21 protein-coding genes and 1 tRNA gene are annotated in these 25,447 nt (G+C 73.0%); 5 read left to right on the top strand and 17 right to left on the bottom strand.

Features of this window, described 5'->3' with window-relative positions; genetic code table 11:
- Positions 1–65: 65 nt before the first annotated feature.
- The 11 genes from BKA18_RS31550 to BKA18_RS31500 form a co-directional block, all read right to left on the bottom strand.
- Positions 66–1,130 carry a polyprenyl synthetase family protein gene (locus BKA18_RS31550; protein ID WP_235447653.1) on the bottom strand — a complete coding sequence of 355 codons (1,065 nt, stop codon included), beginning with the start codon at positions 1,128–1,130 and terminating at the stop codon, positions 66–68.
- Between the two features lie 53 nt (positions 1,131–1,183).
- On the bottom strand, positions 1,184–2,659 hold the full coding sequence (hpnE, locus tag BKA18_RS31545) for a hydroxysqualene dehydroxylase HpnE (RefSeq protein ID WP_366044620.1): 1,476 nt from the start codon (positions 2,657–2,659) through the stop codon (positions 1,184–1,186).
- A 97-nt stretch (positions 2,660–2,756) separates the two neighbouring features.
- Complete coding sequence (gene hpnD, locus BKA18_RS31540) at positions 2,757–3,710, bottom strand: presqualene diphosphate synthase HpnD (RefSeq protein ID WP_366044621.1); 954 nt, start codon at positions 3,708–3,710, stop codon at positions 2,757–2,759.
- Positions 3,707–4,609, bottom strand: a complete 903-nt coding sequence (hpnC, locus tag BKA18_RS31535) for a squalene synthase HpnC (protein ID WP_366044860.1) — start codon at positions 4,607–4,609, stop codon at positions 3,707–3,709. The genes hpnD and hpnC overlap by 4 nt, the downstream gene beginning before the upstream one ends.
- Before the next feature lie 452 nt (positions 4,610–5,061).
- Positions 5,062–5,865 carry an ABC transporter ATP-binding protein gene (locus tag BKA18_RS31530; protein ID WP_211823543.1) on the bottom strand — a complete coding sequence of 268 codons (804 nt, stop codon included), beginning with the start codon at positions 5,863–5,865 and terminating at the stop codon, positions 5,062–5,064.
- Positions 5,858–6,787: an ABC transporter permease gene (locus tag BKA18_RS31525; RefSeq protein WP_093486756.1), complete on the bottom strand. Its 930-nt coding sequence runs from the start codon at positions 6,785–6,787 to the stop codon at positions 5,858–5,860. The genes BKA18_RS31530 and BKA18_RS31525 overlap by 8 nt, the downstream gene beginning before the upstream one ends.
- 78 nt (positions 6,788–6,865) lie before the next feature.
- Entirely contained in the window at positions 6,866–7,750 is an 885-nt protein-coding gene (locus tag BKA18_RS31520) for a glycosyltransferase family 2 protein (RefSeq protein WP_366044622.1), read from the bottom strand.
- The gene (locus tag BKA18_RS31515) at positions 7,747–8,526 is read right to left on the bottom strand and encodes a CDP-alcohol phosphatidyltransferase family protein (RefSeq protein ID WP_366044623.1); all 780 of its coding nucleotides are present in this window, start codon (positions 8,524–8,526) and stop codon (positions 7,747–7,749) included. The genes BKA18_RS31520 and BKA18_RS31515 overlap by 4 nt, the downstream gene beginning before the upstream one ends.
- Positions 8,504–9,565, bottom strand: a complete 1,062-nt coding sequence (locus tag BKA18_RS31510; RefSeq protein WP_093486752.1) for an iron-containing alcohol dehydrogenase family protein — start codon at positions 9,563–9,565, stop codon at positions 8,504–8,506. The genes BKA18_RS31515 and BKA18_RS31510 overlap by 23 nt, the downstream gene beginning before the upstream one ends.
- Complete coding sequence (locus BKA18_RS31505) at positions 9,553–10,290, bottom strand: phosphocholine cytidylyltransferase family protein (protein WP_366044624.1); 738 nt, start codon at positions 10,288–10,290, stop codon at positions 9,553–9,555. Before BKA18_RS31505 ends, BKA18_RS31510 begins: the two co-directional genes overlap by 13 nt.
- Positions 10,287–12,092, bottom strand: a complete 1,806-nt coding sequence (locus BKA18_RS31500) for a DUF5941 domain-containing protein (protein ID WP_366044861.1) — start codon at positions 12,090–12,092, stop codon at positions 10,287–10,289. The genes BKA18_RS31505 and BKA18_RS31500 overlap by 4 nt, the downstream gene beginning before the upstream one ends.
- Positions 12,093–12,649: 557 nt before the next feature.
- Here BKA18_RS31500 and idi point away from each other — a divergent pair.
- A complete protein-coding gene (gene idi, locus BKA18_RS31495; RefSeq protein WP_006602025.1) occupies positions 12,650–13,261 on the top strand; it encodes an isopentenyl-diphosphate Delta-isomerase in 612 nt (203 codons plus the stop codon).
- On the opposite strand, the gene BKA18_RS31490 is transcribed toward idi, so the two are convergent.
- The 3 genes from BKA18_RS31490 to BKA18_RS31480 form a co-directional block, all read right to left on the bottom strand.
- The gene (locus BKA18_RS31490) at positions 13,236–13,727 is read right to left on the bottom strand and encodes an ATP-binding protein (RefSeq protein WP_093486748.1); all 492 of its coding nucleotides are present in this window, start codon (positions 13,725–13,727) and stop codon (positions 13,236–13,238) included. The two genes, idi and BKA18_RS31490, sit on opposite strands and share 26 nt — an antisense overlap.
- Before the next feature lie 247 nt (positions 13,728–13,974).
- Positions 13,975–14,048: transfer RNA gene (locus BKA18_RS31485), tRNA-Met, on the bottom strand.
- An 84-nt stretch (positions 14,049–14,132) separates the two neighbouring features.
- Positions 14,133–15,791, bottom strand: a complete 1,659-nt coding sequence (locus tag BKA18_RS31480; protein WP_366044625.1) for an ABC-F family ATP-binding cassette domain-containing protein — start codon at positions 15,789–15,791, stop codon at positions 14,133–14,135.
- Between the two features lie 55 nt (positions 15,792–15,846).
- Here BKA18_RS31480 and BKA18_RS31475 point away from each other — a divergent pair, with 55 nt between their 5' ends.
- Positions 15,847–16,617: an enoyl-CoA hydratase/isomerase family protein gene (locus tag BKA18_RS31475; RefSeq protein WP_006602028.1), complete on the top strand. Its 771-nt coding sequence runs from the start codon at positions 15,847–15,849 to the stop codon at positions 16,615–16,617.
- 27 nt (positions 16,618–16,644) lie between these two features.
- Here the strand turns inward: BKA18_RS31475 and BKA18_RS31470 are convergent, their stop codons facing one another.
- On the bottom strand, positions 16,645–17,289 hold the full coding sequence (locus BKA18_RS31470; RefSeq protein WP_366044626.1) for a DJ-1/PfpI family protein: 645 nt from the start codon (positions 17,287–17,289) through the stop codon (positions 16,645–16,647).
- Between the two features lie 58 nt (positions 17,290–17,347).
- Entirely contained in the window at positions 17,348–18,319 is a 972-nt protein-coding gene (locus BKA18_RS31465; RefSeq protein WP_366044627.1) for a GlxA family transcriptional regulator, read from the bottom strand.
- Between the two features lie 160 nt (positions 18,320–18,479).
- Between BKA18_RS31465 and BKA18_RS31460 the strand changes: the two genes are divergently transcribed.
- On the top strand, positions 18,480–19,349 hold the full coding sequence (locus tag BKA18_RS31460) for an SCO6745 family protein (protein WP_366044628.1): 870 nt from the start codon (positions 18,480–18,482) through the stop codon (positions 19,347–19,349).
- A 254-nt stretch (positions 19,350–19,603) separates the two neighbouring features.
- Entirely contained in the window at positions 19,604–22,039 is a 2,436-nt protein-coding gene (locus tag BKA18_RS31455) for a Tex family protein (protein WP_366044630.1), read from the top strand.
- A gap of 63 nt (positions 22,040–22,102) precedes the next feature.
- On the opposite strand, the gene BKA18_RS31450 is transcribed toward BKA18_RS31455, so the two are convergent.
- Positions 22,103–24,106, bottom strand: a complete 2,004-nt coding sequence (locus BKA18_RS31450) for an FUSC family protein (RefSeq protein WP_366044631.1) — start codon at positions 24,104–24,106, stop codon at positions 22,103–22,105.
- A gap of 266 nt (positions 24,107–24,372) precedes the next feature.
- Here BKA18_RS31450 and BKA18_RS31445 point away from each other — a divergent pair, with 266 nt between their 5' ends.
- Positions 24,373–25,404: an FAD-dependent oxidoreductase gene (locus BKA18_RS31445; protein WP_366044632.1), complete on the top strand. Its 1,032-nt coding sequence runs from the start codon at positions 24,373–24,375 to the stop codon at positions 25,402–25,404.
- Positions 25,405–25,447: the final 43 nt, after the last annotated feature.

The raw sequence follows: 25,447 nt of genomic DNA, 5'->3' as shown, positions 1-25,447 counted from the left end.
GGTAGCTGGGGGAGTGCCCCCAAGGCACCGGCCGGCGACTGCGATCTATTCGGTGTCGATGGTGATCATCTCTTTCGTACGACGACGAAGTCCGCGAGCGCGACGAGCTCGGCACGGACCTGCTGCGGCATCTCGATCTCGTCGAGCGCGGCGATGGCGGTGGTGTGCTGACGGCGGGCCTCCTGCGACGTCCACTCACGGCCGCCGGCCTCCTCGATGAGGGCCGCGCGGGAGGCGAACTCCTCCTCGGTGAAGTCGGCGATCTCGCTCTCGCTCTTCTTGGCGTCGGCCGCCAGGATGCGGGCGAGCCGCTCGGAGGCCTCACCGCCGGCGGCCAGCGCCGCGACGACCGGCAGCGACTTCTTGCGCTGCCGCAGATCGCTCCAGGTCTGCTTGCCGGTGGCGTCCGGGTCGCCCCAGATGCCGAGCAGGTCGTCGACGGCCTGGAAGGCGAGGCCGAGGTGGTAGCCGTACTTCTCGAGGGTGTCCGCCGTGCGGTCGTCGGCGCCACCGAGCACCGCGCCGATGGAGACGGCACAGGCCAGCAGCGCGCCGGTCTTGTTGCCCTCCATCTCCAGGCACTCCTCGACGGTGACCCGCTCGCGGTGCTCGTAGGAGATGTCCTGCGCCTGGCCGTCGATCAGCTTGCGGGAGGCCTGGGTGAGCCGGCGGGTGGCGCGGCCGGCGTCGACCGTGCCGAGCTCCAGCAGTATTTCGTTGGCCAGCGCGAACAGCGCATCGCCGACCAGGATGGCCTGTGCGGGGCCGTGCACCTTCCAGACGGTGTCGCGGTGCCGGCGCTGCTCGTCGCCGTCCATGAGGTCGTCGTGCAGCAGCGAGAAGTTGTGCACCAGCTCGACGGCGACCGCGCCGGGGATCCCGACCTCCGGGGCCGCCCCGGCGGCCTCGGCCGACAGCAGGGCGAGCGCGGGCCGTACCGCCTTGCCGCTGTCCCCCGTGGTGGGGTGGCCCTCGGCGTCGATCCAGCCGAAGTGGTAGGCGGCGACGGTGTCCATGGGAGGAGCGAGCCGGCCCACGGCAGCACGCAGCACGGGAGTGGCGAGTGTCCGCCCGCGCTCCAGCAGCGCGGTGACGCCCTCGGTGTCGATAGCTGGGGAAGCCGGATTCACGGTTTCTCCTCTGTTTCCGATGCTCGTGCTCGTGCGAGCGCTCGTACTCGTAGTCATGCCGCCTCCTGAGGCAACTGGCCCTGGGGGAAGCCGAGTTCGGTGAGTGCCTCGCGAGCGGCGGCAGTGCCGCTGCGAACAGCGCTTTCCATGGTCGCGGGCCACCCGGTGGCGGTCCACGCACCGGCCAGATACAGGCCGGGAGCTTGGGTGCGGGCGGCGGGGCGGAGCCTGCCGACGCCCGGTGCGGGCGCGAAGGTCGCGGTGCGCTCGCGGGTGACGAAGAAGTCGTGGATCCGGGCGCCCCGGGCGGCGGGCAGCAGCCGCTCCAGCTCCGGAAGATAGCGGGCGCGGAGCTTGGCGACCGGCTCGTCGATCTCTTCCTGCGCGGCGGACTGCGAGACCGCCAGATACTGGCAGCGCTCGTTGCCGGGGACGCGCGTCAGCCCCGAGGCGTCCGTGCGGTCGAAGACCCACTGGACCGGGGAGCCGACCGCGGCGAAGAAGGGGCGGCGCAGCACCGTGCGGTCGTAGACGACATGGAGGTTGAGGATCGGGGCGGTGCCGATCTCCAGCAGCCGGTCCTTGCCGTCCAGCGCACCGTCGGGCAGCAGGGCGTGCGCCTCGCGCTGCGGTACGGCGAGCACGACGGTGTCCGCGGCGAGCTGCTCGGTGCCGTGCGGGCCGTTCTCCACCGTGACCCGCCAGCCGTCATCGCCGCGCGTGAGCGCCCCGGCGCGGGTGCGCAGGGCGATGCGGACGCCGGCCTGCTCCAGAGCCGTGCGGGCCCGGTCGTCGTGGACGTCGCCGAGCGGGACGCGGGACCAGCCGATGTCGGCGGCGCCCGGCGCGGACAGCAGCCCGGTCTTGAAGACCTTGGCGGCCAGGCCCAGCGAGGCGTCCTCGGCGCGGGCGTTGAGGGTCGCGACGCCGACCAGGTCCCACAGCGCCTCGACGGCCCGGGCCGACTGGCCGTACCGGCGCAGCCAGCTGCCGAAGTCCACCCCGTCCAGCGCGGGGTCGGCCGGGTCGAGGCCCTTGAGCGCGAGGGTGGCGCGGACGACACCGGCCCGCTCGGCGGGTGAGAGGTGCGGGTAGCCGGCCAGGCTGCGGGCGAGGTGCAGCGGGACGGGCAGGGCGCTGCGGCGCAGCCGGCCCAGCCGCATCCGGCCCCGTCCGGAGCTGCCACCGGGGTCCAGGACCGGTACGTCCAGGCGCTTCTGAAGGGGCACCAGCTCCATGGCGCCGATCCGCTCCAGCAGCGAGCGGTAGGCGGTGCAGCAGCGCAGATAGACGTGCTGGCCGTTGTCGACACTCAGCTCGCCGGCGGCGGACTCGCGACGGAAGGAGAAGACCAGCCCGCCGAGCCGCGGCCGGCCCTCGATCAGGGTCACCCGCAGCCCCGCGTCGGCCAGCGCGAGCGCCGCGGTCGTGCCCGCGAGGCCGCCCCCGACGACCACCGCGGTCCGCCCCTGGGGAGCGCCGGACGGCAGGTCAGGGTGGCGGCCGAGCCGCGTGGCAGGCGATGTCATGTGCTCTCCCCCCGTACTGCTGTGAGGGACGCAGCCACCCCGGAGAGGGTTGCCCGCCGCGCTGACGCGGGGTCACCACCGTTGGCCGTCCGGCGCATCATCCACGCCTCCGGACGGACTGCCGTCGGCCGATCGCCCGCGCGTCGAGCCCGGAGAGCCCGCGCACCGCGACGAACGCCTTCTCCCGGCCGGGCAGCGAGACCCGGCCGCGCAGCACCGCCTCGGGGTCGGCCTCGATCCGGGTCAGCAGGCGGTGGTAGATGCCCGCCATCGCGGCCACGCAGGCGCCGCTGCGCCGGTCGAGCATCGGCAGCAGCCGGAAGCCCTCGGCGAACAGTGCGCGGGCGCGGGCGACCTCGAAGTGCACCAGGCCGGCGAAGTCGGAGCCGGGCGGCGGCACGGGGCGGTCGAAGCCGTCCGCACAGCCGAACTTGGCGAGGTCCTCGGCGGGGAGGTACGTCCGGCCGTTTCCCGCGTCCTCGCGAACGTCCCTGAGGATGTTGGTCAGTTGCAGGGCGAGGCCGAGGGTGTCGGCGTACTCCGGAGCATGCTCGGCATCCTGCGCGCCGGGGACCGTGCCGAACACGCCCAGCGAGAGCCGGCCGATCGCACCGGCCACACAACGGCAGTAGACCTTCAGCTCGTCCCAGGTCTCATACGTCTCACCGCGCACATCCATCAGCACGCCGTCGATCAGCTCGTCGAGCCCCTCCAGCGGCAGCGGGAAGCGGCGGGCGGCATCGGAGAGCGCGACGGCCACCGGGTCGGTGTCGTCGTCGTCGATCCGGCCGTCCTTGATACGGGCCAGCAGCGCCCGGGTGTCCTCCAGGCGCCGTTGTTTGGCGGTGGGCTCCAGGGTGCCGTCACCGATGTCGTCGATCCGGCGGGAGAAGGCGTAGAGCGCCGACATGGCCTGTCGCTTGTCGGTCGGCAGCAGCCGGATGCCATAGGCGAAGTTCCGTGCCTGCTGCCCGGTGATGGCCTCGCAGTAGCGGTACGCAGCGAGCACCGGCGCGGACGCGTGTGCAGTGTCCTCCACGGTCCGACTCACCCCTCTCTTCGCAATGTCGCCGCTACCTCGCGCAGCAGGCTGAGCTTGGTCGGCTTGGGCGGTCCAGGGAGTACGTCATGATCGGCGGCCGCGACCGCCTGGAGTGCAGCGCGTCCGCCGGCCACGAAGCCGGCCAGCAGCAGCTTGAGTCTGCCGTGGACGCTACCCACCAGCGGGGTGCCTTCATTCAGCAGGTCACGGGCGCGTTCCGCCTCGTAGGCGATCAGCGCGCGCACCGATGCGCCCCCGCTGGGCGCGGCCAGATCGGCCTCGGTGACGCCGAAGCGTTTCATGTCCTCGGCGGGGAGGTAGATGCGGTCGCGCCCGAGGTCCTCGGCCACGTCCTGGAGGTGTTCGACGATCTGGAGGGCGGTGCAGACGGCATCCGAGCGGCGGATGCGCTCGGGGCTCGCGGTGCCGGTGATGCCGAGGACGAGCCGACCGACGGGGTTGGCGGACAGCTCGCAGTAGGCGGCCAGATCGTCGTAGGTGCCGTAGCGGCTGACCCGCTGGTCCTGCCGGTTGGCCGCGATCAGATCGAGGAACGGCTCGGGGGTCAGCCCACAGCGGCGGACGGTCGGGCCGAGCCGGCGCATGAGCGGATGCCGGGGTCCGGGGGCCCGGTCGCTGAAGACGCGGTGCAGATCCGCCTCCAGGGCGTCCAGCAGCGCGGCACGGTCTCCCCCACTCTCGGCTGCGCTCGAGCGGGAGGTGCCCCCATCCTGAGCGCGGTCCAGTCCGAGGAGCACGGCATCGCCGCCGCCGGGGGCGAGATCACCGTCACCGATGTCGTCGACGAGCCGGGCGAAGCCGTAAACGGCCATCAGATCGGCCCGCCAGACCCGGGGCAGGAAGAACGGCGCCACCGGGAAGTTCTCGTGTGCGGCCTGATCGAGCACGGTGCGCGTCTGCTCCCGTCCGTCGCCCGCCGCCCCCGTCCGGGGGAAGGCGCGACGCGCCTGCTCGTTGTCTCGGCTCACCGGGGGCTGCCCGGCGCATTTCGGTGCCGGAGCGAACCAGTAGCCATTGCCGTCACGTCTCCCGTTCTACACCGCCAAGCTAAAACATCCTATTTCGGACACGCCGCAGCAGACGGCGCGCCCGATCGAGTCCATATCGCCCGCTCGGGTGAGCATTGCCCGACATGTACCACTTGATGCTGTTCAGTACCCGTACAGCTTACGCCGTACGTCTCGCCCGCGTCCGAGGGGGTACCGCGGCCCCGGGCACCATTCCGGCCACCCTCCACGACGTCCGAACTGCTCCCGACGTCCGCGGAGTTGGTGATTCCGTCACACCCGAAGGCCCCCGCGAGGCGGACTCGCGGAGGCCTTCGGGTGCGGGACGGGGACTACTTGCCCGTCTCCTTTTCGTACGCCTTGATGACCTCGTCGGTGGGGCCGTCCATCAGCAGCTCACCGCGTTCCAGCCACAGCACCCGGTCGCAGGTGTCCCGGATGGACTTGTTGTTGTGGCTGACCAGGAAGACCGTGCCGGCCTCCTTGCGCAGCTCGCGGATGCGGGCCTCGGAGCGCTTCTGGAAGCTGCGGTCGCCGGTGGCCAGCGCCTCGTCGATCATCAGCACGTCGTGGTCCTTGGCCGCGGCGATGGAGAACCGCAGCCGGGCCGCCATACCGGACGAATAGGTGCGCATCGGCAGCGAGATGAAGTCGCCCTTCTCGTTGATGCCGGAGAAGTCGACGATGCCGTCGTAGCGCTCGCGGACCTGCTCGCGGGACATGCCCATCGCCAGGCCGCCGAGGACGACGTTCTTCTCGCCGGTCAGGTCGTTCATCAGCGCCGCGTTCACGCCCAGCAGGGAGGGCTGGCCGTGCGTGTAGACCTTGCCGCGCTCCGCCGGCAGCAGGCCGGCGACCGCCTTGAGCAGCGTCGACTTGCCCGAACCGTTCGAACCGATCAGGCCGATCGACTCACCGCGGTAGGCGGTGAAGGACACGCCCTTGACCGCATGCACCTCACGCACGCCCGTGGAGGGCTTACGGCGGACGATGCGGTTCAGCGCCGCGGTGGCGCTGCCCCTGCCGGCTCCCGTGCCGTAGACGCGGTAGACGATGTGCAGATCGTCCGCGATCACGGTCGGGATGCGCTCGCGCGCCGCCTCGGTCGGCTGGACGCCGTTGGTCTGCTCAGCCACGTCCGTACCGCTCCTCGGCCTTCCAGAAGTACACAAAACCCACGACGCCCATCAGCAGCGCCCAGCCGCCGGCGAACGCCCACACATGATGCGGCAGCTGGCTCGCCTTGAAGCTGTCGATCAGCGCGAACCGCATCAGGTCGATGTAGACCGCGGCCGGATTGGCGTTGAGCAGGATCTCCACGAACTTCGGGACGGCCTTGCCCTTGAGGATCAGATCGATGCTGAACATCACGCCGGACGCATACATCCACGTCCGCATGATGAACGGCATCAGCTGCGCCAGGTCCGGGGTCTTCGACCCCAGCCGCGCCATGACCATCGCCAGACCGGTGTTGAAGATGAACTGCAGCGCCAGCGCCGGGAACACCAGCAGCCAGGACCACGTCGGCACCTGCCCGAAGCCGAGCAGGATGATCACCAGCACGCCCATGGAGAACAGCAGCTGCTGCAGCTGCATCAGGCAGAACGAGATCGGCAGACAGGCCCGCGGGAAGTGCAGCGCCCGCACCAGGCCGAGGCTGCCGGAGATCGCCCGGGTGCCGGCCATCACCGAGCTCTGGGTGAAGGTGAAGATGAAGACGCCGGTGACCAGGAACGGAACGAAGTCGGGGACACCCTTCCGGGTGCCGATCAGCAGGCCGAAGATCAAGTAGTACACGAGCGCGTTCAGCAGCGGCGTCGCCACCTGCCAGACCTGTCCCAGCTTGGCCTGGCTGTACTGCGCGGTCAGCTTGGCGCTGGCAAAGGCGGAGATGAAATGCCGGCGGTGCCACAGCTGCCGGATGTACTCCGGGAGGCCGGGACGGGCGCCGCTCTGCGAGAGCCCGTACTTCTGGGCCCGCTGGGCAGGAGTGAGCCCCTCATCGGAAGATGGCGGGGCACTCATGGCGACCGCACTGTCGTGCGTGGTCTCGCTCACAGTTGACACTTTCGTCCTCAAGGTGCGCTGCCGGGGCCACGCCCCGGTTCGCGCCTGATGCTCTCAGATACGAGCTTGTCAGATGACGGGAGGGCGGCCCAGTCGGGTCAGTCGCCAAACGGTAGCCCACTTCATGGGGCGCCTGGGACCGCACGGCGAGACCCAGCCCTCCTTGAAGCCGCCCAGCCAGGCCCGCAGCGCCGGGCGCGACGGCCGGCGGACGAGGGTGAGCAGAAACCAGACACCGAGGTAGACCGGAACCAGCGGGGCGGGAAGGTTGCGCCGGGCCAGCCAGACGCGGTTCCGGGCCACCATGCGGTGGTAGACCGCATGCCGGGCCGGGGCCGTCGTCGGGTGGAAGAGGACCATGTCCGCGCGGTAGTCGATCAGCCACCCCGCGTCCAGCGCCCGCCAGGCCAGGTCCGTCTCCTCATGGGCGTAGAAGAAGTCGTCGGGCAGCCCGCCGACCTCCTCGAAGACCGCCGTACGGACCGCGTTCGCGCCGCCCAGGAAGGTGGTCACCCGCGACGAGCGCATCGGGTCGGCGGCGCGCAGCCGCGGGACGTGCCGGCGCTGGGTCTCGCCGGTGTCCGGGTCGGCGATCCGGAAGCTGATGATGCCGAGCCGAGGGTCCGCGGCGAAGGCCTGCCGGCACAGCTCGGCGGTGTCCTCGGTGGCCAGCAGTCCGTCGTCGTCGAGGAAGAGCAGCACGTCGACGTCGCGGCCGCCGGGCCCGAACGCCTCGATTCCGGCATTGCGGCCGGCCGGGATGCCGACGTTCTCCGGCAGCTCGACGGTCCGGACGCCCTCGGGGAGCTCGGGCAGCGGCGAACCGTTGCCGACCACGGCGATCTCGATCGGATCGCCGTCCTGCTTGGCGACCGAGTCCAGGAGTGCGCGCAGCTCCTCGGGGCGGTTGCCCATGGTGATGATGACCGCGCCGACCTTCATCGCGCCCCTCACTTCAGCCTGCTCGACGCCAGGATGGACACGAGGTGCAGCAGCGTCTGCAGGAGCGCGATGCCGGCCAGCACGGCGACGCCGAGCCGCGAGAAGAACAGGTCGCCCCGGACCGTGTCCAAGGCCGCCAGGACCAGGATCAGCAGGGAGGCCTCGACCCCGAGGACGAGGCGGTGGAACTTCAGCGCCGCGGCGGCCTTGCGGGCCAGCGCCATGCCGGACGAGCGCGGCTCGGACGCCGTCTCCTTGACCGGCGGCAGCCCGCCCTGGTGACGGGCGACGCCGACCAGGTCGGTCTCGGCCTTGATCAGGATGGCGCCGAGCGCGGCGAGCGTACCGAGGAAGGCCCACAGCCAGTCGATCCGCCCGGAGCCCCACAGGTCCGCGGCGCGCAGGCCGAAGCCGACGAGCACCGCGGCGTCGCACAGGTAGGCGCCGACCCGGTCCAGGTAGACCCCGCCGAGCGAGAACTGCTTCTTCCAGCGGGCGACCTCGCCGTCGACGCAGTCGAGCAGCAGGTAGAGCTGGACCATCAGCACGCCGAGCAGAGCCCCCGCGATCCCCGGCACCAGCAGGGCGGGGGCGGCGAGGACGCCGGCGACGGTCATCACGTAGGTCAGCTGGTTGGGCGTGATCCGCGTGTTCACCAGGTGCCGGTCGATGCGCAGCGAGATCTCGCGCATGTAGAGCCGGCCGGCCCAGTGCTCGCCGCTCCGCCGGTCCTTCACCCCCGGAGGGTGAACGACCGGGCGGAGCTCAGCTACCGATGGCTTCTGCATAGTCGGCGTAAGCGTCCCTGATCTGGTCGGTGGACAGGTCGAGGTGCTCCAGGATCGTGTAGCGCCCGGGGCGGGTCTTGGGGGCGTACGCGACGACCTGGACGAATTCCTCGTCGGTGAAGCCGATCTCCCCCGGCGTGACCGGCAGACCGTGCCGGCGCAGCACCTCGACCATCAGGTCACGGGTCTCCGTGTCCCCGCGCAGATGCGTGGCGAACGCGGCGCCGAGGCCGCACTGCTCGCCGTGGCTCGCCGCGCGCTTGGGGAAGAGGAGATCGAAGGCGTGGTTGATCTCGTGGCAGGCGCCGGAGGCCGGACGGCTGTCGCCCGCGACCGACATCGAGATACCGGTGAGGACCAGGCCCTCGGCCAGCACCTGGAGGAACTTGTCGTCGCCGACGCCGCCGGGGTGGCGCAGCACGGCCTCGCCGGCCTGGCGGGCCATGGCGGCGGCCAGCCCGTCGAGGTCCTCGCCGGTCTCGCGGTGGGCGAGCTCCCAGTCCGCGACCGCGGAGATGTTGGAGATCGCGTCGCCGATGCCGGAGCGGACGAACCGGACCGGGGCCTCGCGGATGATGTCGAGGTCGATCACCACGGCGATCGGGTTCGGCACACCGTAGGAGCCGCGGCCGGCGTCGTTGTCGAGGGTGGCGACCGGCGAGCACAGGCCGTCGTGCGACAGGTTCGTCGCGACGGCGACCAGCGGCAGACCGATGCGCGCGGCGGCGAACTTGGCACAGTCGATGATCTTGCCGCCGCCCAGGCCCACGACCGCGTCGTAGTGCCCCTTCTTCATGGCGTCGGCAAGCTTGATCGCGTCGTCCAGGGTGCCGCCGTCGACCTCGTACCAGTCGGCGCCCGGCAGCGCGGGCGACAGCCGCTCCCGCAGCCGGGCCCCCGAGCCGCCGCTGATCGCGATGGCGAGCTTGCCGGACGCGGAGATGCGCTGATCGGCCAGCAGGCCCGCCAGGTCGTCCAGGGCGCCGGCGTTGATGTCAACGACGACCGGGGACGGAATGAGGCGGGTCAGTACTGGCATGCGATGTCACGGCCCTTCGCCAGGTCGTCGTGGTTGTCGATCTCGACCCACTTGACGTCGCCGATCGGCGCCACGTCCACCTTGAAGCCGCGGTTGACCAGCTCCTGGTAGCCGTCCTCGTAGTAGAGGTCGGGGTCCCGCTCGAAGGTGGTCTTCAGTGCGTCGGCCAGCTCCTCGGCGGCCTCGCCCTCGATGAGGGTGACACCGATGTACTCACCGGTGGCCTCGGCCGGGTCCATCAGCTTGGTGATCTTCTGGACGCCCTTGGCGGGGTCCACGACGACCTTCATCTCCTCGTCGGCGAGCTGCTTGACGGTGTCCAGCGCGAGGATGATCTTCTGGCCGTTGCCGCGGGCGGCGAGCAGGGTCTTCTCGACGGAGACCGGGTGCACGGTGTCGCCGTTGGCGAGGATCACGGTGTGCTTGAGGGAGTCACGCCCGCACCACAGGGAGTAGGCGTTGTTCCACTCCTCGGCCTTGTCGTTGTCGATGAGGGTGAGCTTGAGGCCGTACTTCTGCTCCAGGGCGTCCTTGCGCTCGTAGACGGCTTCCTTGCGGTAGCCGACGATGATCGCAACCTCGGTCAGGCCGATCTCGGCGAAGTTGCCGAGGGTCAGGTCGAGGATGGTGGTGTCACCGTCCACCGGCACCAGAGCCTTGGGCAGAGTGTCGGTGTAGGGACGCAGACGCCGTCCGGCGCCGGCAGCCAGCACGAGGCCGATCATGCGGGTTCTCCTTCATCGTGTACGGCGGGTGCTTGCGAGGACACCCAGAAGCGGATGCTCTCGACGAGCACCAGCAGCGCCAGGACCACGGCAAGGGCCGTGAGCGCGATTGTGAAACCTTCGGGGGGCAGCGCGGCGGCGAGGACGGTGACCACAAGGACGCGTCCTTCGTGCCCGCCGGTTGCCCGGACCAGCCACCGCGGCGGGGCCCCGGTGCCACCGCGGATGCGGTAGACGGTGTCGTAGTGATGGTAGGCGACCGCCGCGACCAGCCCGAACGCCGCGGGCAGCGCTCCGGGGACGTCGGCGCGGGCGGCCAGCACCAGGATCGTGACGTATTCACCGGCCCGGAAGAAGGGCGGCACCAGCCAGTCCAGGGCGCCCTTGAGCGGGCGGGACACGGCCGCGCCGGACAGCAGCGCGGAGCAGAGCGCGACGCCGACGGTGAGCCAGGAGCTGGGGTCGTCCTGGAAGATCACCCAGACCAGCAGCACGGCGGCTGAGAGAAATGCCATGACGGGCGCCAGGAAGGAACCGGTGCGGCCGCGGCCGCGGGCGCCGCCGGCGATCAGCTCGGCCAGCGGCCCGGAGTCGGCGAGGTCGGCCAGCGCCCGGGCGGCGCGGTCGGTGCGCCGGGCCCGCCGGGTCAGCGAGCGCAGCACCCGCCCCGCGGTGGTGTAGCAGGCGGCCAGCGCACAGCCGATGAGCAGGGCGGAGAAGACGATGCGCGGGGTGGTGAACGCGGTGAGCACGGCGATCATGGCCCAGCGCTCACCGATCGGCAGCACGATCATGCGCCGCACCCAGACCGTCCAGCCGACGCTGTCGAGCTTGCCGGAGAGCGCGGCGGTGGGGCTGGTGTTGGCCGTGGCGTCGTGGTTCGCCTCGTTGAAGGAGAAGTCGACGACATGGCGGCAGGTCATCAGGACCATCGCGCCGAGCGCCAGCGCCCAGACGTCATCCCCGCCGCGCGCGGCACCCAGCGCCAGGCCGGCGTAGTACGCGTACTCCTTGGCACGGTCGAAGGTGGCGTCCAGCCAGGCGCCCATCGTCGAGTACTGCAGGGAGTAGCGGGCGAGCTGCCCGTCGGTGCAGTCCAGGACGAAGGAGAAGAGCAGCAGCAGGCCGGCGGCGACGAAGCCGCCGCGGGTTCCGGTGGCCGCGCAGCCGGCCGCGATCAGCGCGGTGACCAGGGACGCGGTGGTGACCTGGTTGGGGGTGAGCCCACGCCGTGCACACCAGCGGGCCAGGTAGCGGGAGTACGGGCTGATGCAGAAGGTCGTGAAGAACCCGTCGCGGGACTTCACGGCGGTGCGCAGCCGTACCGCCTCGTCGTCGACGGCGGCGACGGACTCCCGTGCCCCCTCGCGCTGGGCGGGGGTGAGCGCGACGGTGGCGACCAGGGTGCCCAGCTCGACGTGGTGCAGGCCGATCTCGTCGCGGTCCAGGGACGCGGTGAGGGTGTCGGTGAGGACATCCGTGAGGTGGGCGGTGCCGGCGCCGACCGGGATCCTGCCGAGCGCGCGAGCCAGCGCGCCGCGGGCCTCGGGCTGCACGGTGAGCGCGCCCGGGACGGCCGCGGCCGGGAAGCGGGGGTCGGTCAGCGCCAGCCGCAGGGCGTGCAGATGCCCGACGAAGCGGGGGTCGACGACGGCCACCCGCTCCTGCGCGGGCACCGCGTCGATCAGCTCGGCGGCGGCCGCGGCATCGTTCGCCGTACGGACGTCAAAGCCCAGCGTGCGCAGGTCGGCTTCGAGCGGCGACCCGGCGACCGGCGAACCGGTGAGGATGGCGGTCGACAGACGAACTCACTCCTTGGAAGCTGACAAGGCAGCCAGGCCGGTCCGAAGTCGATCCGCATTCGACACGAACTACCCGGGCAGCGGGCGTGGCACACCTCACCCCCGGAGGGGCTGGGTGGCACGTCGGCAGAGGTTATCGGATCGCCGGATGCGGCCGTTCACCGCGCATTCACCGCACGATCGAGTGACCGACGGCTGCGCCTGCCGCGATCATCATGGTGGATCGGGCGGCGCATGAACAACTGCGGTGCGCCCCCGGCGGCCGATCCGGTGCCCCTTATGAGAGGGCTGGTCACGGGGCGGGCGGGTTGTGCCGGGGCAGGTGTGGTGTGTGCCATCCCGCGTCCGGCGGACGGTCGCCGTGCGCCGGTGCCACGACCCGGCCGCCCTCGTCCGTCGCGCCGGGGACACCGCACCCGGCGGCGGATGTGGCCCCTCTCACCACGGGCGCACGCCCCGTCCGGCACGCTGGCATGTGGCGCCGCGCACCCGCTGTGCCGCTGATGGGGGCCTGGCTAGGGCAGACTTGGCGTCGAAGACCGACGACAAGGATGGGCATGCCGATCACACCTGCCAACGGACAGACCGCCGGGGACCCGGCGGTGAGCACACCGGGCGGCGCCGCCGAACCGATCATGCTGGAGCTGGTCGACGAGGACGGCACGACGATCGGCACCGCGGAGAAGCTCGCCGCCCACCAGCCTCCCGGGCAGCTGCACCGTGCCTTCTCGGTCTTCCTCTTCGACGAGAAGGGCCGCCTGCTGCTCCAGCGCCGGGCCCTGGGGAAGTACCACTCCCCCGGTGTGTGGTCCAACACCTGCTGCGGTCACCCGTATCCCGGTGAGGCGCCGTTCGCGGCCGCGGCGCGCCGCACGGCCGAGGAGCTGGGCCTGGCCCCGTCCCTGCTGGCCGAGGCCGGCACGGTGCGCTACAACCATCCCGATCCGGCCTCCGGCCTCGTGGAGCAGGAGTACAACCACCTGTTCGTCGGGCTGGTGCGGGCCGAGCCGGCGCCCGACCCGGAGGAGATCGGCGAGATCGCGTTCGTGACGCCCGAGGAGCTGGCCGAGCGGCACGCCGAGGCGCCGTTCTCCGCGTGGTTCATGACCGTGCTGGATGCGGCGCGCCCCGCGGTGCGCGAACTCACCGGACGGTCGGCGGGCTGGTAGCGAGCGGGGTGAGCGGAAGCTCGGCCCAGATGGCCTTGCCGCCGTTCGCCGTGAGCTCCACACCGCACTTGCCGCCGGCCTCCGCGGTGAACGTCTTGACCAGCCACAGGCCGCGTCCGCCGACATCACCCTGATCCGCCTCCAGTGCCTTGGGGCGGTAGGGGTGGCTGTCCTCGACCGCGACCATCAGCCAGTTCGCGCCGATGGTGAGCTGTACGGCGATCTGGGGCGAGAGCAGGGCGGCGTGCCGGACGGCGTTGGTGACGAGTTCGGAGACGATGAGCAGCAGGCCGTCCATGATGTCGGCGGCCACGGGCACACGCTGTTCGGCGAGCAGATCCCGGACCGCGTGCCGGGCCAGCGGCACCGAGGCCTCCAGTGCCGGGGCGGTGAACCGCCAGACACCTTCGTACGCGAGCGGGGAGGTCAGCTCTTCAGGGGGCTCTGCGGGGGGTCCAGAAGGCATCCTCACAGGAAGAGTGTTGAGAATGCGCTGGTCCGGACCGGGCTGCTGACCACAAGTCAGCGTCTATCGACGCCTTTTGGCCGGTTCCGAGTGATTCGATGGGCCCGGCGACCGGTCCTGTCCCTCTCGGGCCTCGCTCGCGGACTGCCGCGGAGCGGGCGCCCTGCGCTCCCCGCCCTCGGGACCGTCCGGACCAACAGCACAGCCGGCCCGGCGCCTGAGCACCGGACCGGCTGTACCTCTGCAGTAGCGGGGACAGGATTTGAACCTGCGACCTCTGGGTTATGAGCCCAGCGAGCTACCGAGCTGCTCCACCCCGCGTCGGTGCACACCACACTACGGGGCGGTGGCCGGTGGGCCAAATCGATAATCCGCACGGATGTCGCGGGCGGCCGGTCCCGGCGCTCACACCGTCCGGTCGGTGATCCGCCCGGCGTCGACCTCGATCCGGCGGGTGGTGTGCACCGCGTCGAGCATCCGGCGGTCGTGGGTGACCAGCAGCAGGGTGCCAGGGTACGAGGCGAGGGCCGACTCCAGCTGCTCGATGGCCGGCAGGTCGAGGTGGTTGGTCGGCTCGTCGAGGACGAGGAGGTTGACCCCGCGGCCCTGGAGCAGCGCGAGCGCGGCGCGGGTCCGCTCGCCCGGCGAGAGGGTGCGCGCCGGGCGGAGCACATGCGCCGCCTTCAGCCCGAACTTCGCGAGCAGGGTGCGGACATCGGCGGGCGACAGCTCGGGGACATGGGCCCGGAAGGAGTCCATCAGCGGCTCCTCGCCCCCGCCGTGGCCGCCGAAGAGCTGGCCGCGCGCCTGGTCGACCTCGCCGACCACCACCCCGGGGCCCAGCGCGGCATGCCCCTCGTCCAGCGGCAGCCGGCCGAGGAGGGCGGCGAGCAGGGTGGACTTGCCGGCGCCGTTGGGGCCGGTGATGGCGACCCGGTCCGCCCAGTCGATCTGGAGGTCCACCGGGCCGAAGCGGAATGCGCCGCGCTGTACCCGGGCGCCGCGGAGGGTGGCCACCACCGCGCCGGCCCGCGGGGCGGCGGCGATCTCCATCCGCAGCTCCCACTCCTTGCGCGGCTCCTCGACGACCTCCAGCCGCTCGATCAGGCGCTGGGTCTGCTTGGCCTTCGCGGCCTGCTTCTCGGTCGCCTCGACCCGGGCGTTGCGGCCGACCTTGTCGTTGTCGGGGGCCTTGCGGCGGGCGTTCTTGACGCCCTTCTCCATCCAGTTGCGCTGGGTGTGCGCCCGGGTCACCAGGGCGGCCCGGGTGTCGGCGTACTCCTCGTACTGCTCGCGGGCATGGCGCCGGGCCCGCTCGCGCTCCTCCAGGTAGGAGGCGTAGCCACCGCCGTAGGTGTTGACCTGCTGCTGGGCGAGGTCGAGTTCGACGACGCGGCTGACCGTACGGGTCAGGAACTCGCGGTCGTGGCTGACCAGGACGGTGCCGGCGCGCAGCCCGCCGACGAAGGACTCCAGCCGGTGCAGACCGTCCAGATCGAGGTCGTTGGTGGGCTCGTCCAGCAGGAAGATGTCGTACCGGGAGAGCAGGAGCGAGGCCAGCGAGGCGCGGGCGGCCTGGCCGCCGGAGAGCGTCGTCATCGGCTGGTCGAGGCCGATGGAGAGGCCGAGCTGGGCGGCGGTCTCCTCGGCCCGCTCGTCGAGGTCGGCGGCGCCCAGCGCGAGCCAGCGCTCCAGCGCCGTCGCATAGGCGTCGTCCGCCCCCGGCCGCTCCTCGACCAGCGCCTCGGTGGCGGTGTCCAGGGCGAGCTGGGCGGCGGCCACACCGGTGCGGCGGGCGAGGAAGGCGCGGACGGTCTCCCCCGGGCGGCGGTCGGGCTCCTGCGGGAGGTGGCCGACGGTGGCGGTGGGCGGGCTGAGCGCGAGCTTGCCGTTCTCCGGGGTGTCCAGGCCGGCCAGCAGGCGCAGCAGAGTGGACTTGCCCGCGCCGTTGGCGCCGACGAGGCCGACCACGTCGCCGGGGGCGACGACCAGGTCCAGGCCGGAGAACAGGACGCGCTCGCCGTGGCCGGCGGCGAGGTCTTTGGCGACGAGAGTGGCTGACATCAGGCGGCCGATGGTATCCGGCCCGGCCCGCAGCGGTCGCTCTAATATCCGGGGCATGGAACCCGCTCTGAAGACACATGTCAGCGACGGCACCGCGACCGTCACGATCAGCAACACCGGCAAGCGGAACGCGATGACGGTGCAGATGTGGCGGGATCTGCCGCCGCTGCTGGAGCGGCTGGCGGCCGACGGGTCGGTGCGGTCGCTGGTGCTGACCGGGGAGGGCGGGACGTTCTGCGCGGGGGCGGACATCGGCGCGCTGCGGGAGGCGGCCGGTGAGTCGCAGGGCCTGGCGGTGGCGGCGGAGGAGGCGCTGGCGGCGTTCCCCGGGCCGACGCTGGCGGCGATACGCGGCTACTGCGTGGGCGGCGGCGCCCAGTTGGCGGCCGCCTGCGATCTGCGGTTCGCGGAGGAGGGCGCGCTGTTCGGGGTGACGCCGGCCAAGCTGGCGGTGGTCTATCCGGCGTCCGCCACCCGGCGGCTGGTCCGGCTGGTCGGCCTCTCCACCGCCAAGTACCTGCTGTTCTCCGGGGAGCTGATCGGCTGTGCGCGGGCGCTGCGCACGGGTCTGGTGGACGAGGTACTGGCGGAGGGCGGGCTGGACAAGCGGGTGGCGGAGTTCTCGGCCGTACTGGCGAGCCGGTCGCTGCTGACGCAGACCGCGGCGAAGGAACTGGCCAACGGGACCTGGGACGTACCGCCGGCCGAGGCCGAGGAGCGGGGCGCCCACTGGGCCGCGCAGGCCCGCGCGAGCGGCGACACCGCGGAGGGTGCCGCCGCCTTCCTGGAGCGCAGGGCGCCGCGTTTCACCTGGCCGGCGGGCTGAGCGGGCCGGTCGCCGGGGCGCGGTTGCTCACCGCTGCTGCGTCAGCAGGAACCGGCTCCGCTCCCGCAGCGCCGCGGTGACCTCGGCGGGGGCCTTGTCCGGGGAGCCCGCGTCGTACGGCGGCTGCGGGTCGTATTCGATGCCGAGCTGGATCGTCTGGGCCACGGTGTCCCCGGCGATCCGGCCGGCCAGCGTCAGCCCCATGTCGATGCCGGAGGAGACGCCGGCCGCCGTGACGTACTTGCCGTCGAAGACCACCCGCTCCCCGGTCGGCTCGGCGCCCAGCGCCGGCAGCTGGTCCAGCGCGAGCCAGTGCGAGGTGGCCCGCCGGCCCTTGAGGAGGCCCGCGGCGCCGAGGATCAGCGAGCCGGTGCACACCGAGGTGGTCCAGGTGGTGCCGGCGTCCACGGCACGGATCCACTCGTGCAGCGGGCCGTCCGCCATCTGCGCCGCCTGGCCCGGGCCGCCGGGCACGACGAGGATGTCCGGCGCGGTGACCTCCGCCAGCGTGGCGTCGGCGACCAGGCCCAGCGAGCCGAGTTCGTTGCGGTAGGGGCCGGTGCGTTCGCCGACGAAGACCGCTTCGGCGCCGGGCAGCCGGCTGAGGGTTTCGTAGGGGCCGACGGCGTCCAGGGTGGTGAAGCGGTCGAAGAGAAGGATCGCGAGCTGCATGGCAGGTTCCTGTTCGGTAGGGGTGGTGCCGGCCGGTGGGTCCTGGCGGCCGGCGCGTTCAGGCCGCGGGCACGGGCGGCCGGGCCGGCTGGAAGCGGCGGCGGTACTCGGCCGGGGAGGTGCCCAGGACGCGGAGGAAGGCGCGGCGCATCGCCTCGGGGGTGCCGTAGCCGCAGTGGCGGGAGACCTGCGCGATGCCGTCGGCGGTGTCCTCCAGGCGCCGGCGGGCGGCCTCCAGCCGGACCCGGTCGACATAGCGCCCCGGCGGCATGCCGACCTCGTCGCGGAACGCCCGGGCGAAGTGGCGCGGGGACAGGCCCGCGCGGTCCGCGAGCGCATCGACGGACAGATCCGCCGCGGGGTGCTCGGTGATCCACTGCTGGAGGTCGCGCAGCGGCCGCCGCTCGGCGGTCTGGGCGGCGAGCTGGACGCTGAACTGGGTCTGGTTGCCGGGCCGGCGCAGGAAGACGACCAGGTGCCGGGCGACGGCCAGCGCGATGTCCCGGCCGAGATCCTCCTCGACCAGCGCCAGTGCGAGGTCGATACCGGCGGTCACGCCGGCGGAGGTGGCCACGTCGCCGTCCCGTACGTAGATCGGCTCCGGGTCGACGCGCAGCGCCGGGAACCGCCGGGCGAGGGTCTCGCAGAGCATCCAGTGGGTGGTCACGCGGCGGCCGTCCAGCAGCCCGGCCTCGGCCAGCAGCAGCGCTCCGCTGCACACCGAGACCTTCCGCCGGGCCCGGTGGGCGTTGCCGCGCAGCCAGTCGATCAGCCGGGGGTCGGGGGCGCGGGTGCCCTGGCCGCCGGGCACCAGCAGGGTGTGCGGCACCCCGGCCTCGGCGAGCGTGAGGTCGGGGACGAGCGTCAGCCCGCTGGTGGTACGGACCGGTGTGCCGTCGAGGCCGGCGGTACGGATCCGGTAGGCGCCCGGCTCCCCCTGGGACGCCCCGTGGAAGACCTCGACCGGTCCGCTGACGTCGAGCGCCTGCACGCCGTCGAAGAGGACCACGAGTACCTCGCGCTGTTCCATGTCTCCATCCTCGGCAGCGCGACGGCCGGCAGCAATGACGGGTTTCCCACCTTTCCTGCCATGACCAGGGCGGGGAGGGGCGTGCGGGGGTCCCCCGGCGTGCGGCCGGTTCCGGTCCCCCGGCGCCGGCTCCATACCCACCGGTCGGTACCCTCCCCTCATGACCACTTCCAGCGCACTGCCCGAGCAGGCCGGCCGTACCTGCCACGCCGTCATCAACCCGTTCCACTCCACGCACTACTTCGCGCCGGAGCTCGCCGAGGAGATGGCGAAGGCCGGCATCGAGAACCGCAGCGCCGGTTACTTCGCCTGCCGGGGCGCGGCCATGGGCGCGGTGGGTCCGGGCACCATCACGGCCACCTTCTACAACTTCAAGCACGAGCTCGTCGCCCGGCACGTCCCGCAGGTCTGGACACACGCCACGCCCCAGGCCGTGCTGGAGGCCCGGCTGCGCGCCGCGGACGCCACGCTGCGCCGGCTGCTCGGCCCGGAGGCCGTCGCCTCCCCGGAGATGGCCGAGGCGGCCGAGCTGGCGCTGCGCGCCACCGAGGGCTGTTCCCGCCGGGCCCGGCCGCTGTACGCCGCGCACGCCGACCTGCCGGTGCCCGACGCCCCGCACCTCGCCTACTGGCACGCCGCCACGCTGCTGCGCGAACACCGCGGCGACGGCCATCTGTCCGCGCTGCTGGACGCCGGGCTCGACGGCCTGGAGGCGCTGGTCACGCACACCGCCAGCGGCCGCGGGATGAGCTACCAGGGCGTCATGGCGACCCGTGGCTGGTCGGAGGAGGACTGGAGCGCCGCACAGGAGCGGCTGCGCGGCCGCGGGCTGCTGAACGCCGAGGGCGAGTTGACCGAGGCCGGGGTCCAGCTGCGCAAGGACCTGGAGCGGGCGACGGACCGGCTGGACCGGGCGCCGTACGAGCACCTGGGCGCCGACGGCGTGGCCCGGCTCACCGAGCTGGCGACCGGCTTCACCACCGCCGTCATGGAGGCCGGGGCGTTCCCGGCCACGCTGTTCGGCAAGTAGTCCGGCCGGCGGTCCGGGAACCTGCCCCGGAGGCAAAGCCCCCTGAGCGGTGGCGAATCCGGCGTTCCGGCGGGGGTGTGCGCGGCCGTCCGCGCACCCCCGGCGCCGGGCAGCGGGCACGACGTCCCTCCCCGCCTCCGGGCGGCCGGGGAGCCGCGCGGACACTCCCCACCGGCTGGGCGGCACGACAGTGCGGCCCGCCACCCGGCACAATGCAGGCTCATGCAAGCGCTGGAAGGCAGGTCAGGATCAACGTGACGGCATCCACTGAGCCCATCGGGGCCCTCGGGTCCATCGAAGCGAGGATCGCCGGGGAGCTCGGCGTCAAGGAGCGGCAGGTGAAGGCCGCGGTCGAACTGCTCGACGGCGGCTCGACCGTCCCGTTCATCGCGCGCTACCGCAAGGAAGCCACCGAGACGCTCGACGACGCGCAGCTGCGCGCGTTGGAGGAGCGGCTGCGCTATCTGCGGGAGCTGGAGGAGCGGCGGGCCGCGATCCTGGAGTCCGTACGGTCCCAGGGCAAGCTGGACGCCGCCTTGGAGGCGCAGATCCGCGGCGCCGATTCCAAGGCGCGCCTGGAGGACATCTACCTCCCGTTCAAGCCCAAGCGGCGCACCAAGGCGCAGATCGCCCGGGAGGCGGGCCTGGAGCCGCTCGCCGACGGGCTGCTCGCCGATCCGTCGGCGGAGCCGGCCGCGGCCGCCGCGGCGTTCGTGGACGCGGACAAGGGCATCGCCGATGCGGCCGCCGCCCTGGAGGGCGCGCGGGCCATCCTGACCGAGCGGTTCGGCGAGGACGCGGATCTGATCGGTGAGCTGCGCGAGCGGATGTGGTCGCGCGGGCAGGTCGCGGCGAAGGTGCGCGCGGGCAAGGAGGAGGCCGGCGCGAAGTTCGCCGACTACTTCGACTTCGCCGAGCCGTTCACCGCACTGCCCTCGCACCGGGTGCTGGCGATGTTCCGCGGCGAGAAGGAGGAGATCCTCGATCTCGCCCTGGAGCCGGAGGACCCGTCGGCGGTCACCGAGGGCCCCAGCGCCTACGAGCAGGCCATCGCGCACCGCTTCGGCATCACCGACCGCGGCCGCCCGGGAGACAAGTGGCTCAAGGACACCGTGCGTTGGGCCTGGCGCACCCGCATCCAGGTCCACCTCGGGATCGATCTGCGGCTGCGGCTGCGGCAGGCCGCCGAGGACGAGGCGGTCCGGGTCTTCGCGTCGAACCTGCGCGATCTGCTGCTGGCGGCGCCCGCCGGGACGCGCGCCACGATGGGCCTGGACCCCGGCTTCCGTACGGGCGTGAAGGTGGCCGTCGTGGACGCGACCGGCAAGGTGGCCGCCACGGAGACCATCTACCCCCATGTACCGCAGCAGAAGTGGGACGCCTCGCTGGCCACGCTCGCGAAGCTGGCCCGCGCGCACGACGTCGAGCTGATCGCGATCGGCAACGGCACCGCCTCCCGCGAGACCGACAAGCTGGCGGCCGATCTGATCGCCGCGCAGCCGGAGCTGAAGCTGACGAAGGTGATGGTGTCCGAGGCCGGCGCCTCGGTGTACTCCGCCTCGGCGTTCGCCTCGCAGGAGCTGCCCGAGCTGGACGTCTCGCTGCGGGGCGCGGTGTCCATCGCCCGGCGCCTCCAGGACCCGCTGGCCGAGCTCGTCAAGATCGACCCGAAGTCGATCGGGGTGGGCCAGTACCAGCACGACCTGTCCGAGGTGAAGCTGTCGCGCTCGCTCGACGCGGTCGTCGAGGACTGTGTGAACGGCGTCGGGGTGGACGTCAACACCGCGTCCGCGCCGCTGCTTTCGCGGGTGTCGGGCATCGGTTCCGGCCTGGCCGAGAACATCGTCGCGCACCGGGACAGCAACGGCCCGTTCCGCTCCCGCAAGGCCCTCAAGGACGTGGCGCGGCTCGGCCCGAAGGCGTACGAGCAGTGCGCGGGCTTCCTGCGGATCCGGGGCGGCGACGACCCGCTGGACGCCTCCAGCGTGCACCCGGAGGCGTACCCGGTGGTGCGGCGGATGGTGAAGTCGGCGCACACCGAGGTCGGTTCGCTGATCGGCAACACGACGGTGCTGCGCACCCTGAAGGCCGCCGATTTCGTCGACGACTCCTTCGGGCTGCCGACGGTGAGCGACATCCTGCAGGAGCTGGAGAAGCCGGGCCGCGACCCGCGTCCGGTCTTCAAGACGGCGACCTTCAAGGAGGGCGTGGAGAAGATCGGCGATCTCCAGCCGGGGATGCTCCTGGAGGGCGTGGTGACCAATGTCGCCGCCTTCGGGGCGTTCGTGGACGTGGGCGTCCACCAGGACGGTCTGGTCCATGTCTCGGCGATGTCGAAGACCTTCGTCAAGGACCCGCGGGACGTGGTGAAGCCGGGCGACATCGTGCGGGTCAAGGTGCTCGATGTCGACATCCCGCGCAAGCGGATCTCGCTGACCCTGCGGCTGGAGGACGAGCCCGGCACGGGCGGCCAGGCGGCGGGCGGCGGCGAGCGCCGCGCCGGCGCGGGCGGCGGCCGGGGGCCGCGGGACGGCGGCAGCCGAGGCGGCGCCCCGCGGCAGCGGCAGGGCGGCGGCGACCGGCGCGGCGGCGACCGCCGGGGCGGCCGGGACGCCGGGCCGGCCAACGACGCGATGGCGGACGCTCTGCGGCGGGCCGGGCTCCTGGGCAAGGAGCGGGGCGGCCGCTGACGCCCGCCGGCGGCAACGGCGGCAGCGGGACGGGCTCCCGCTGCCGCCGGAGCCGATGGGCGCTCAGCCCGCCCCCGCGTAGCCGCGGATGCGCTCCAGCTCCGTCGCCACGTCCGTGAGGGTGGCGCAGTCCGGCACCGGCAACAGATCAGGGTCCACTACGGCGGCGCCGGGCTCGCGGCCCGGGTCCTCCAGGGCCTCGGCCATCGCGGCGAGCGCGAGGCACAGCCGCTCGGCCTCCTCCGTACTCGGGCGGTGGGCGCCGTGGTCGAGACGTACCGCGCAGGCGGTCGCGGCGTCCACGATGCGTTCGGCCGCGGTGACGACGGTCAGCCAGTCGGGGTTGCGGTCGCGGGCCGCGACGAGTTCGGCCGCGGCGGTCTCCGCCGCCGCCCTGGCCTCCCCCAACGCCCGGTAGGCGGCGCGGCGCAGCGCCCGCCGCGCGGTGGGGTCCGCGCCCGGTTCCGCCTCCAGGACGTGCCGGAGGAACCGCTCGGCGGCCCACAGCGCCGCGGTCACGCGCTGGCCGATCCGCCGGCGCGGATCGGCGAGGTGCGGCAGATGCCCGACGACGAGGACGATGCCGCAGGCGATCGAGGTGTCGACGATCCGCTCGGCGGCCGCCTGGGGATCACCGCTCACCGTCACGAACGACAGCACCATCAGGGTGATCGCGACGGTCTGCAGCGCGAAGTGCCGGGTGGCGAACGGCAGCAGCGCACCGCCGGCACCGGCCACCAGCGCGGGCCACCAGGTGCCGGTCAGCAACAGTCCCGCCCCGGCGAAGACCAGCACACCGGCGACCGTCCCCGCGAAACGGTTGACCGTACGGGAGAAGAGCGGTCCCAGGTCCGGCTTGACGAGGAAGGTGGCGGTCGCCGGGAGCCAGTACCAGTGGTCGGCGCGGAGCATCAGCGCCACGGCGGTGCTCGCGGCGATGCAGACGGCGACCCGCAGCCCGTAGTCCCGCCCGGCGGGCCCGAACAGGCTGCGGCCGCGCCGGGTCCGGCCACCGACGGCCGCCAGCGCACCGCCGGCCACGGCCGCCGGCACCCTCCGCCAGCCGGGCCGGCGGGCCGGCGCGGGGCCCGGCTCCGGCGCGGGCAGCGGCTCCCGGCGGGCGAACGCGACGGCGGCGTCCAGCAGCGCCCGGTCGAAGGCGCCGCGGGCGGCCGTACTGGTCTCCGGGGCGGACAGCCGGCCCGGGGAGCGCCCGGTGCGCAGGGCGTCGGCGAACCGGCGGGGGCTCTGTGCCACCCGGGACGGCAGCGGGCGGGCCTCCCACAACAGCGCCACGCTGGCCTCGCACAGCGCGGTGGCCGCGGCCAACCGCTCGGTGAGCAGGAGTTCTTCCGTACGGGCCGGCCGGCGCAGCAGCCGGCTGGTGAGCCGGCGCAGCCGCAGCGCCTCGTCGGCACGGTCCAGGGCGGCGGTGAGCCGGCGCCGGGCGGGCTCGGCACCGGGCCCGCCGGCCGCCCCCAGGGCGTCGGCGAGCGCGTCGAAGACCCGGGCGACGGCCGCCCGCTCACCGCTGAGCGCCCCGCCCGCGGGACGCGGTGAGCGCAGTACGAGCCGCAGCACGAGCAGCCACAGACAGCCGGCGAGCATATAGAGGGCCTTCGCCCAGGGCGCGCCGGGCAGCGGCATCCCGGCGCCCAGGACGGTGGTGGCCAGCATCTGCATCCCGGCGTTGGAGCGCACCGGTCCGGCCACGCTGTCCGCGCCGGAGACGAAGCCGACCGCGAACAGCGCCGGCACCAGCCACCAGCCCGCACCGGCTGCTTGCAGCGAGGCGCCGATCAGCATGCCGAGCGCCGAGGCGAGGGCGGGCAGACCGATATGGACGATGCCGGTGCGCCGGGTGCCGGGCCGGTCGTTGACCCCCGCCAGCATCGAGCCGAGTCCGGCCAGTACGCCGGGCGCCGGGTGGCCGGTCGCGAGGCCCGCGCCGAGCAGCGGCCCCGCACACAGCGCACCGCGGGCCACGGCCGCCCAGGGCACGGGCAGCCGCTGCCAGCGGAACGGGTGAGCCAGCCAGGCGGGCACGGCGCGCTGCGCGCGGAGCATGGGCCTCCTCAGACGACGGCGTACGGACGGCGCGGCGGGCCGGTCCGGCGGGATCCGAAGGGCGACATCGGCCGACGGTGGTGCTACCAGCCTAAGGTCCGGGATTGTCCACTTCGCTGCTGCGGGGTTACCGCAAGATCACAGGCGAGCGGCGGGCGGGCGGCCCGGCCCCACCGGCTCGCCCGCGCTGCCCCCTCCGCTCCCCCGTCCGTCCTCCCCTCTTCCAGCCCCTCGGCATCGCGGACGGCACGGGTTAGCGTCGCTCCATGACGATCAGGACAGACGACGTATGGGTGATCGGCGGCGGCGTGATCGGGCTGACTTCGGCGATCGCGCTGGCGGAGGACGGACACCGGGTACGGGTGGTGAGCCGCGACGCGGCCGGCGGGACGACGTCCGCGGTGGCCGGCGGGCTGTGCTGGCCGTACCGCATCCAGCCGTACGAGCGGGCGGTGCAGTGGTCCGTACGGTCCTTCCAGGTGCTCGCCGAACTCGCCCGGCAGCCGGAGGAGACGGGCGCCCGGATGGTGACGGGCACGATGGCGAGCGCCGCGGTGCCGGACGCGGTGGACGAGGGGCACCGCGCCCCGGACAACGGCGTCGAGGAGGGTCTGGCCGCCTGGTACGAGGCGGTCCCCGGGCTGCGGCGGGCGCACCGGGAGGAGCTCCGCGAAGGGTGCGCCTCGGGGTGGCGGGCACGGACTCCTCTGGTGGACATGCCGGCCCATCTCCGGTATCTGGAACGGCGATTGACGGCGGCCGGCGGGACCGTGGAACGACGCACCCTGACGTCCCTGGAGGAGGCCGGCCGGGCGGCGGGCCTGGTCGTGAACTGCTCGGGACTCGGCGCGCGCGAACTGGTACCCGACCCGGACGTCCATCCGGTCCAGGGGCAGTTGGTGATCGTGGCGAACCCCGGTATCGAGGAGTGGTACGTGGCCGCCGACACCGGTGCGGCGGACACGACGTATGTGCTGCCGCAGCCGTACGGCCTGGTCCTCGGCGGTACGGCCCGTGAGCACGCCTGGTCGCGGGAGCCCGATCCGGCGGTGGCGAAGGCCATCGTGGCACGGTGCGCCCGGCACTTCCCCGAGCTTGCCGGCGCCCCCGTACGGGCGCACAAGGTGGGGCTGCGCCCGGCCCGCCCCGCGGTGCGGCTGGCGGCGGAGCGACTGCCCGGCGGCGCGGTGTGCGTCCACAACTACGGGCACGGCGGCGCGGGCGTGACCGTGGCGTGGGGCTGTGCGGACGAAGTGCTGCGGACCGTACGGGAGATCGGGGAGGACGGCCGCCGGTAGCCGAGGCTCCGGGGCGGTTTCCCGCCACGCCGCCTCGTCCCGG

This window comes from Streptomyces auratus (assembly GCF_050433025.1).
GTDB classification, from domain to species: Bacteria; Actinomycetota; Actinomycetes; order Streptomycetales; family Streptomycetaceae; genus Streptomyces; species Streptomyces sioyaensis.
This window is presented reverse-complemented; position numbering and strand designations above follow the sequence as displayed.

Coding starts and splice junctions, on each gene's coding strand:
- BKA18_RS31510 (WP_093486752.1), bottom strand. CDS start 9,565: ATGCCAGTACTGACCCGCCTCATTCCGTCCCCGGTCGTCGTTGACATC.
- idi (WP_006602025.1), top strand. CDS start 12,650: ATGCCGATCACACCTGCCAACGGACAGACCGCCGGGGACCCGGCGGTG.
- BKA18_RS31505 (WP_366044624.1), bottom strand. CDS start 10,290: ATGATCGGCCTCGTGCTGGCTGCCGGCGCCGGACGGCGTCTGCGTCCC.
- BKA18_RS31450 (WP_366044631.1), bottom strand. CDS start 24,106: ATGCTCCGCGCGCAGCGCGCCGTGCCCGCCTGGCTGGCTCACCCGTTC.
- BKA18_RS31475 (WP_006602028.1), top strand. CDS start 15,847: ATGGAACCCGCTCTGAAGACACATGTCAGCGACGGCACCGCGACCGTC.
- BKA18_RS31515 (WP_366044623.1), bottom strand. CDS start 8,526: ATGCAGAAGCCATCGGTAGCTGAGCTCCGCCCGGTCGTTCACCCTCCG.
- BKA18_RS31490 (WP_093486748.1), bottom strand. CDS start 13,727: ATGCCTTCTGGACCCCCCGCAGAGCCCCCTGAAGAGCTGACCTCCCCG.
- BKA18_RS31480 (WP_366044625.1), bottom strand. CDS start 15,791: ATGTCAGCCACTCTCGTCGCCAAAGACCTCGCCGCCGGCCACGGCGAG.
- BKA18_RS31470 (WP_366044626.1), bottom strand. CDS start 17,289: ATGCAGCTCGCGATCCTTCTCTTCGACCGCTTCACCACCCTGGACGCC.
- BKA18_RS31465 (WP_366044627.1), bottom strand. CDS start 18,319: ATGGAACAGCGCGAGGTACTCGTGGTCCTCTTCGACGGCGTGCAGGCG.
- hpnE (WP_366044620.1), bottom strand. CDS start 2,659: ATGACATCGCCTGCCACGCGGCTCGGCCGCCACCCTGACCTGCCGTCC.
- BKA18_RS31460 (WP_366044628.1), top strand. CDS start 18,480: ATGACCACTTCCAGCGCACTGCCCGAGCAGGCCGGCCGTACCTGCCAC.
- BKA18_RS31445 (WP_366044632.1), top strand. CDS start 24,373: ATGACGATCAGGACAGACGACGTATGGGTGATCGGCGGCGGCGTGATC.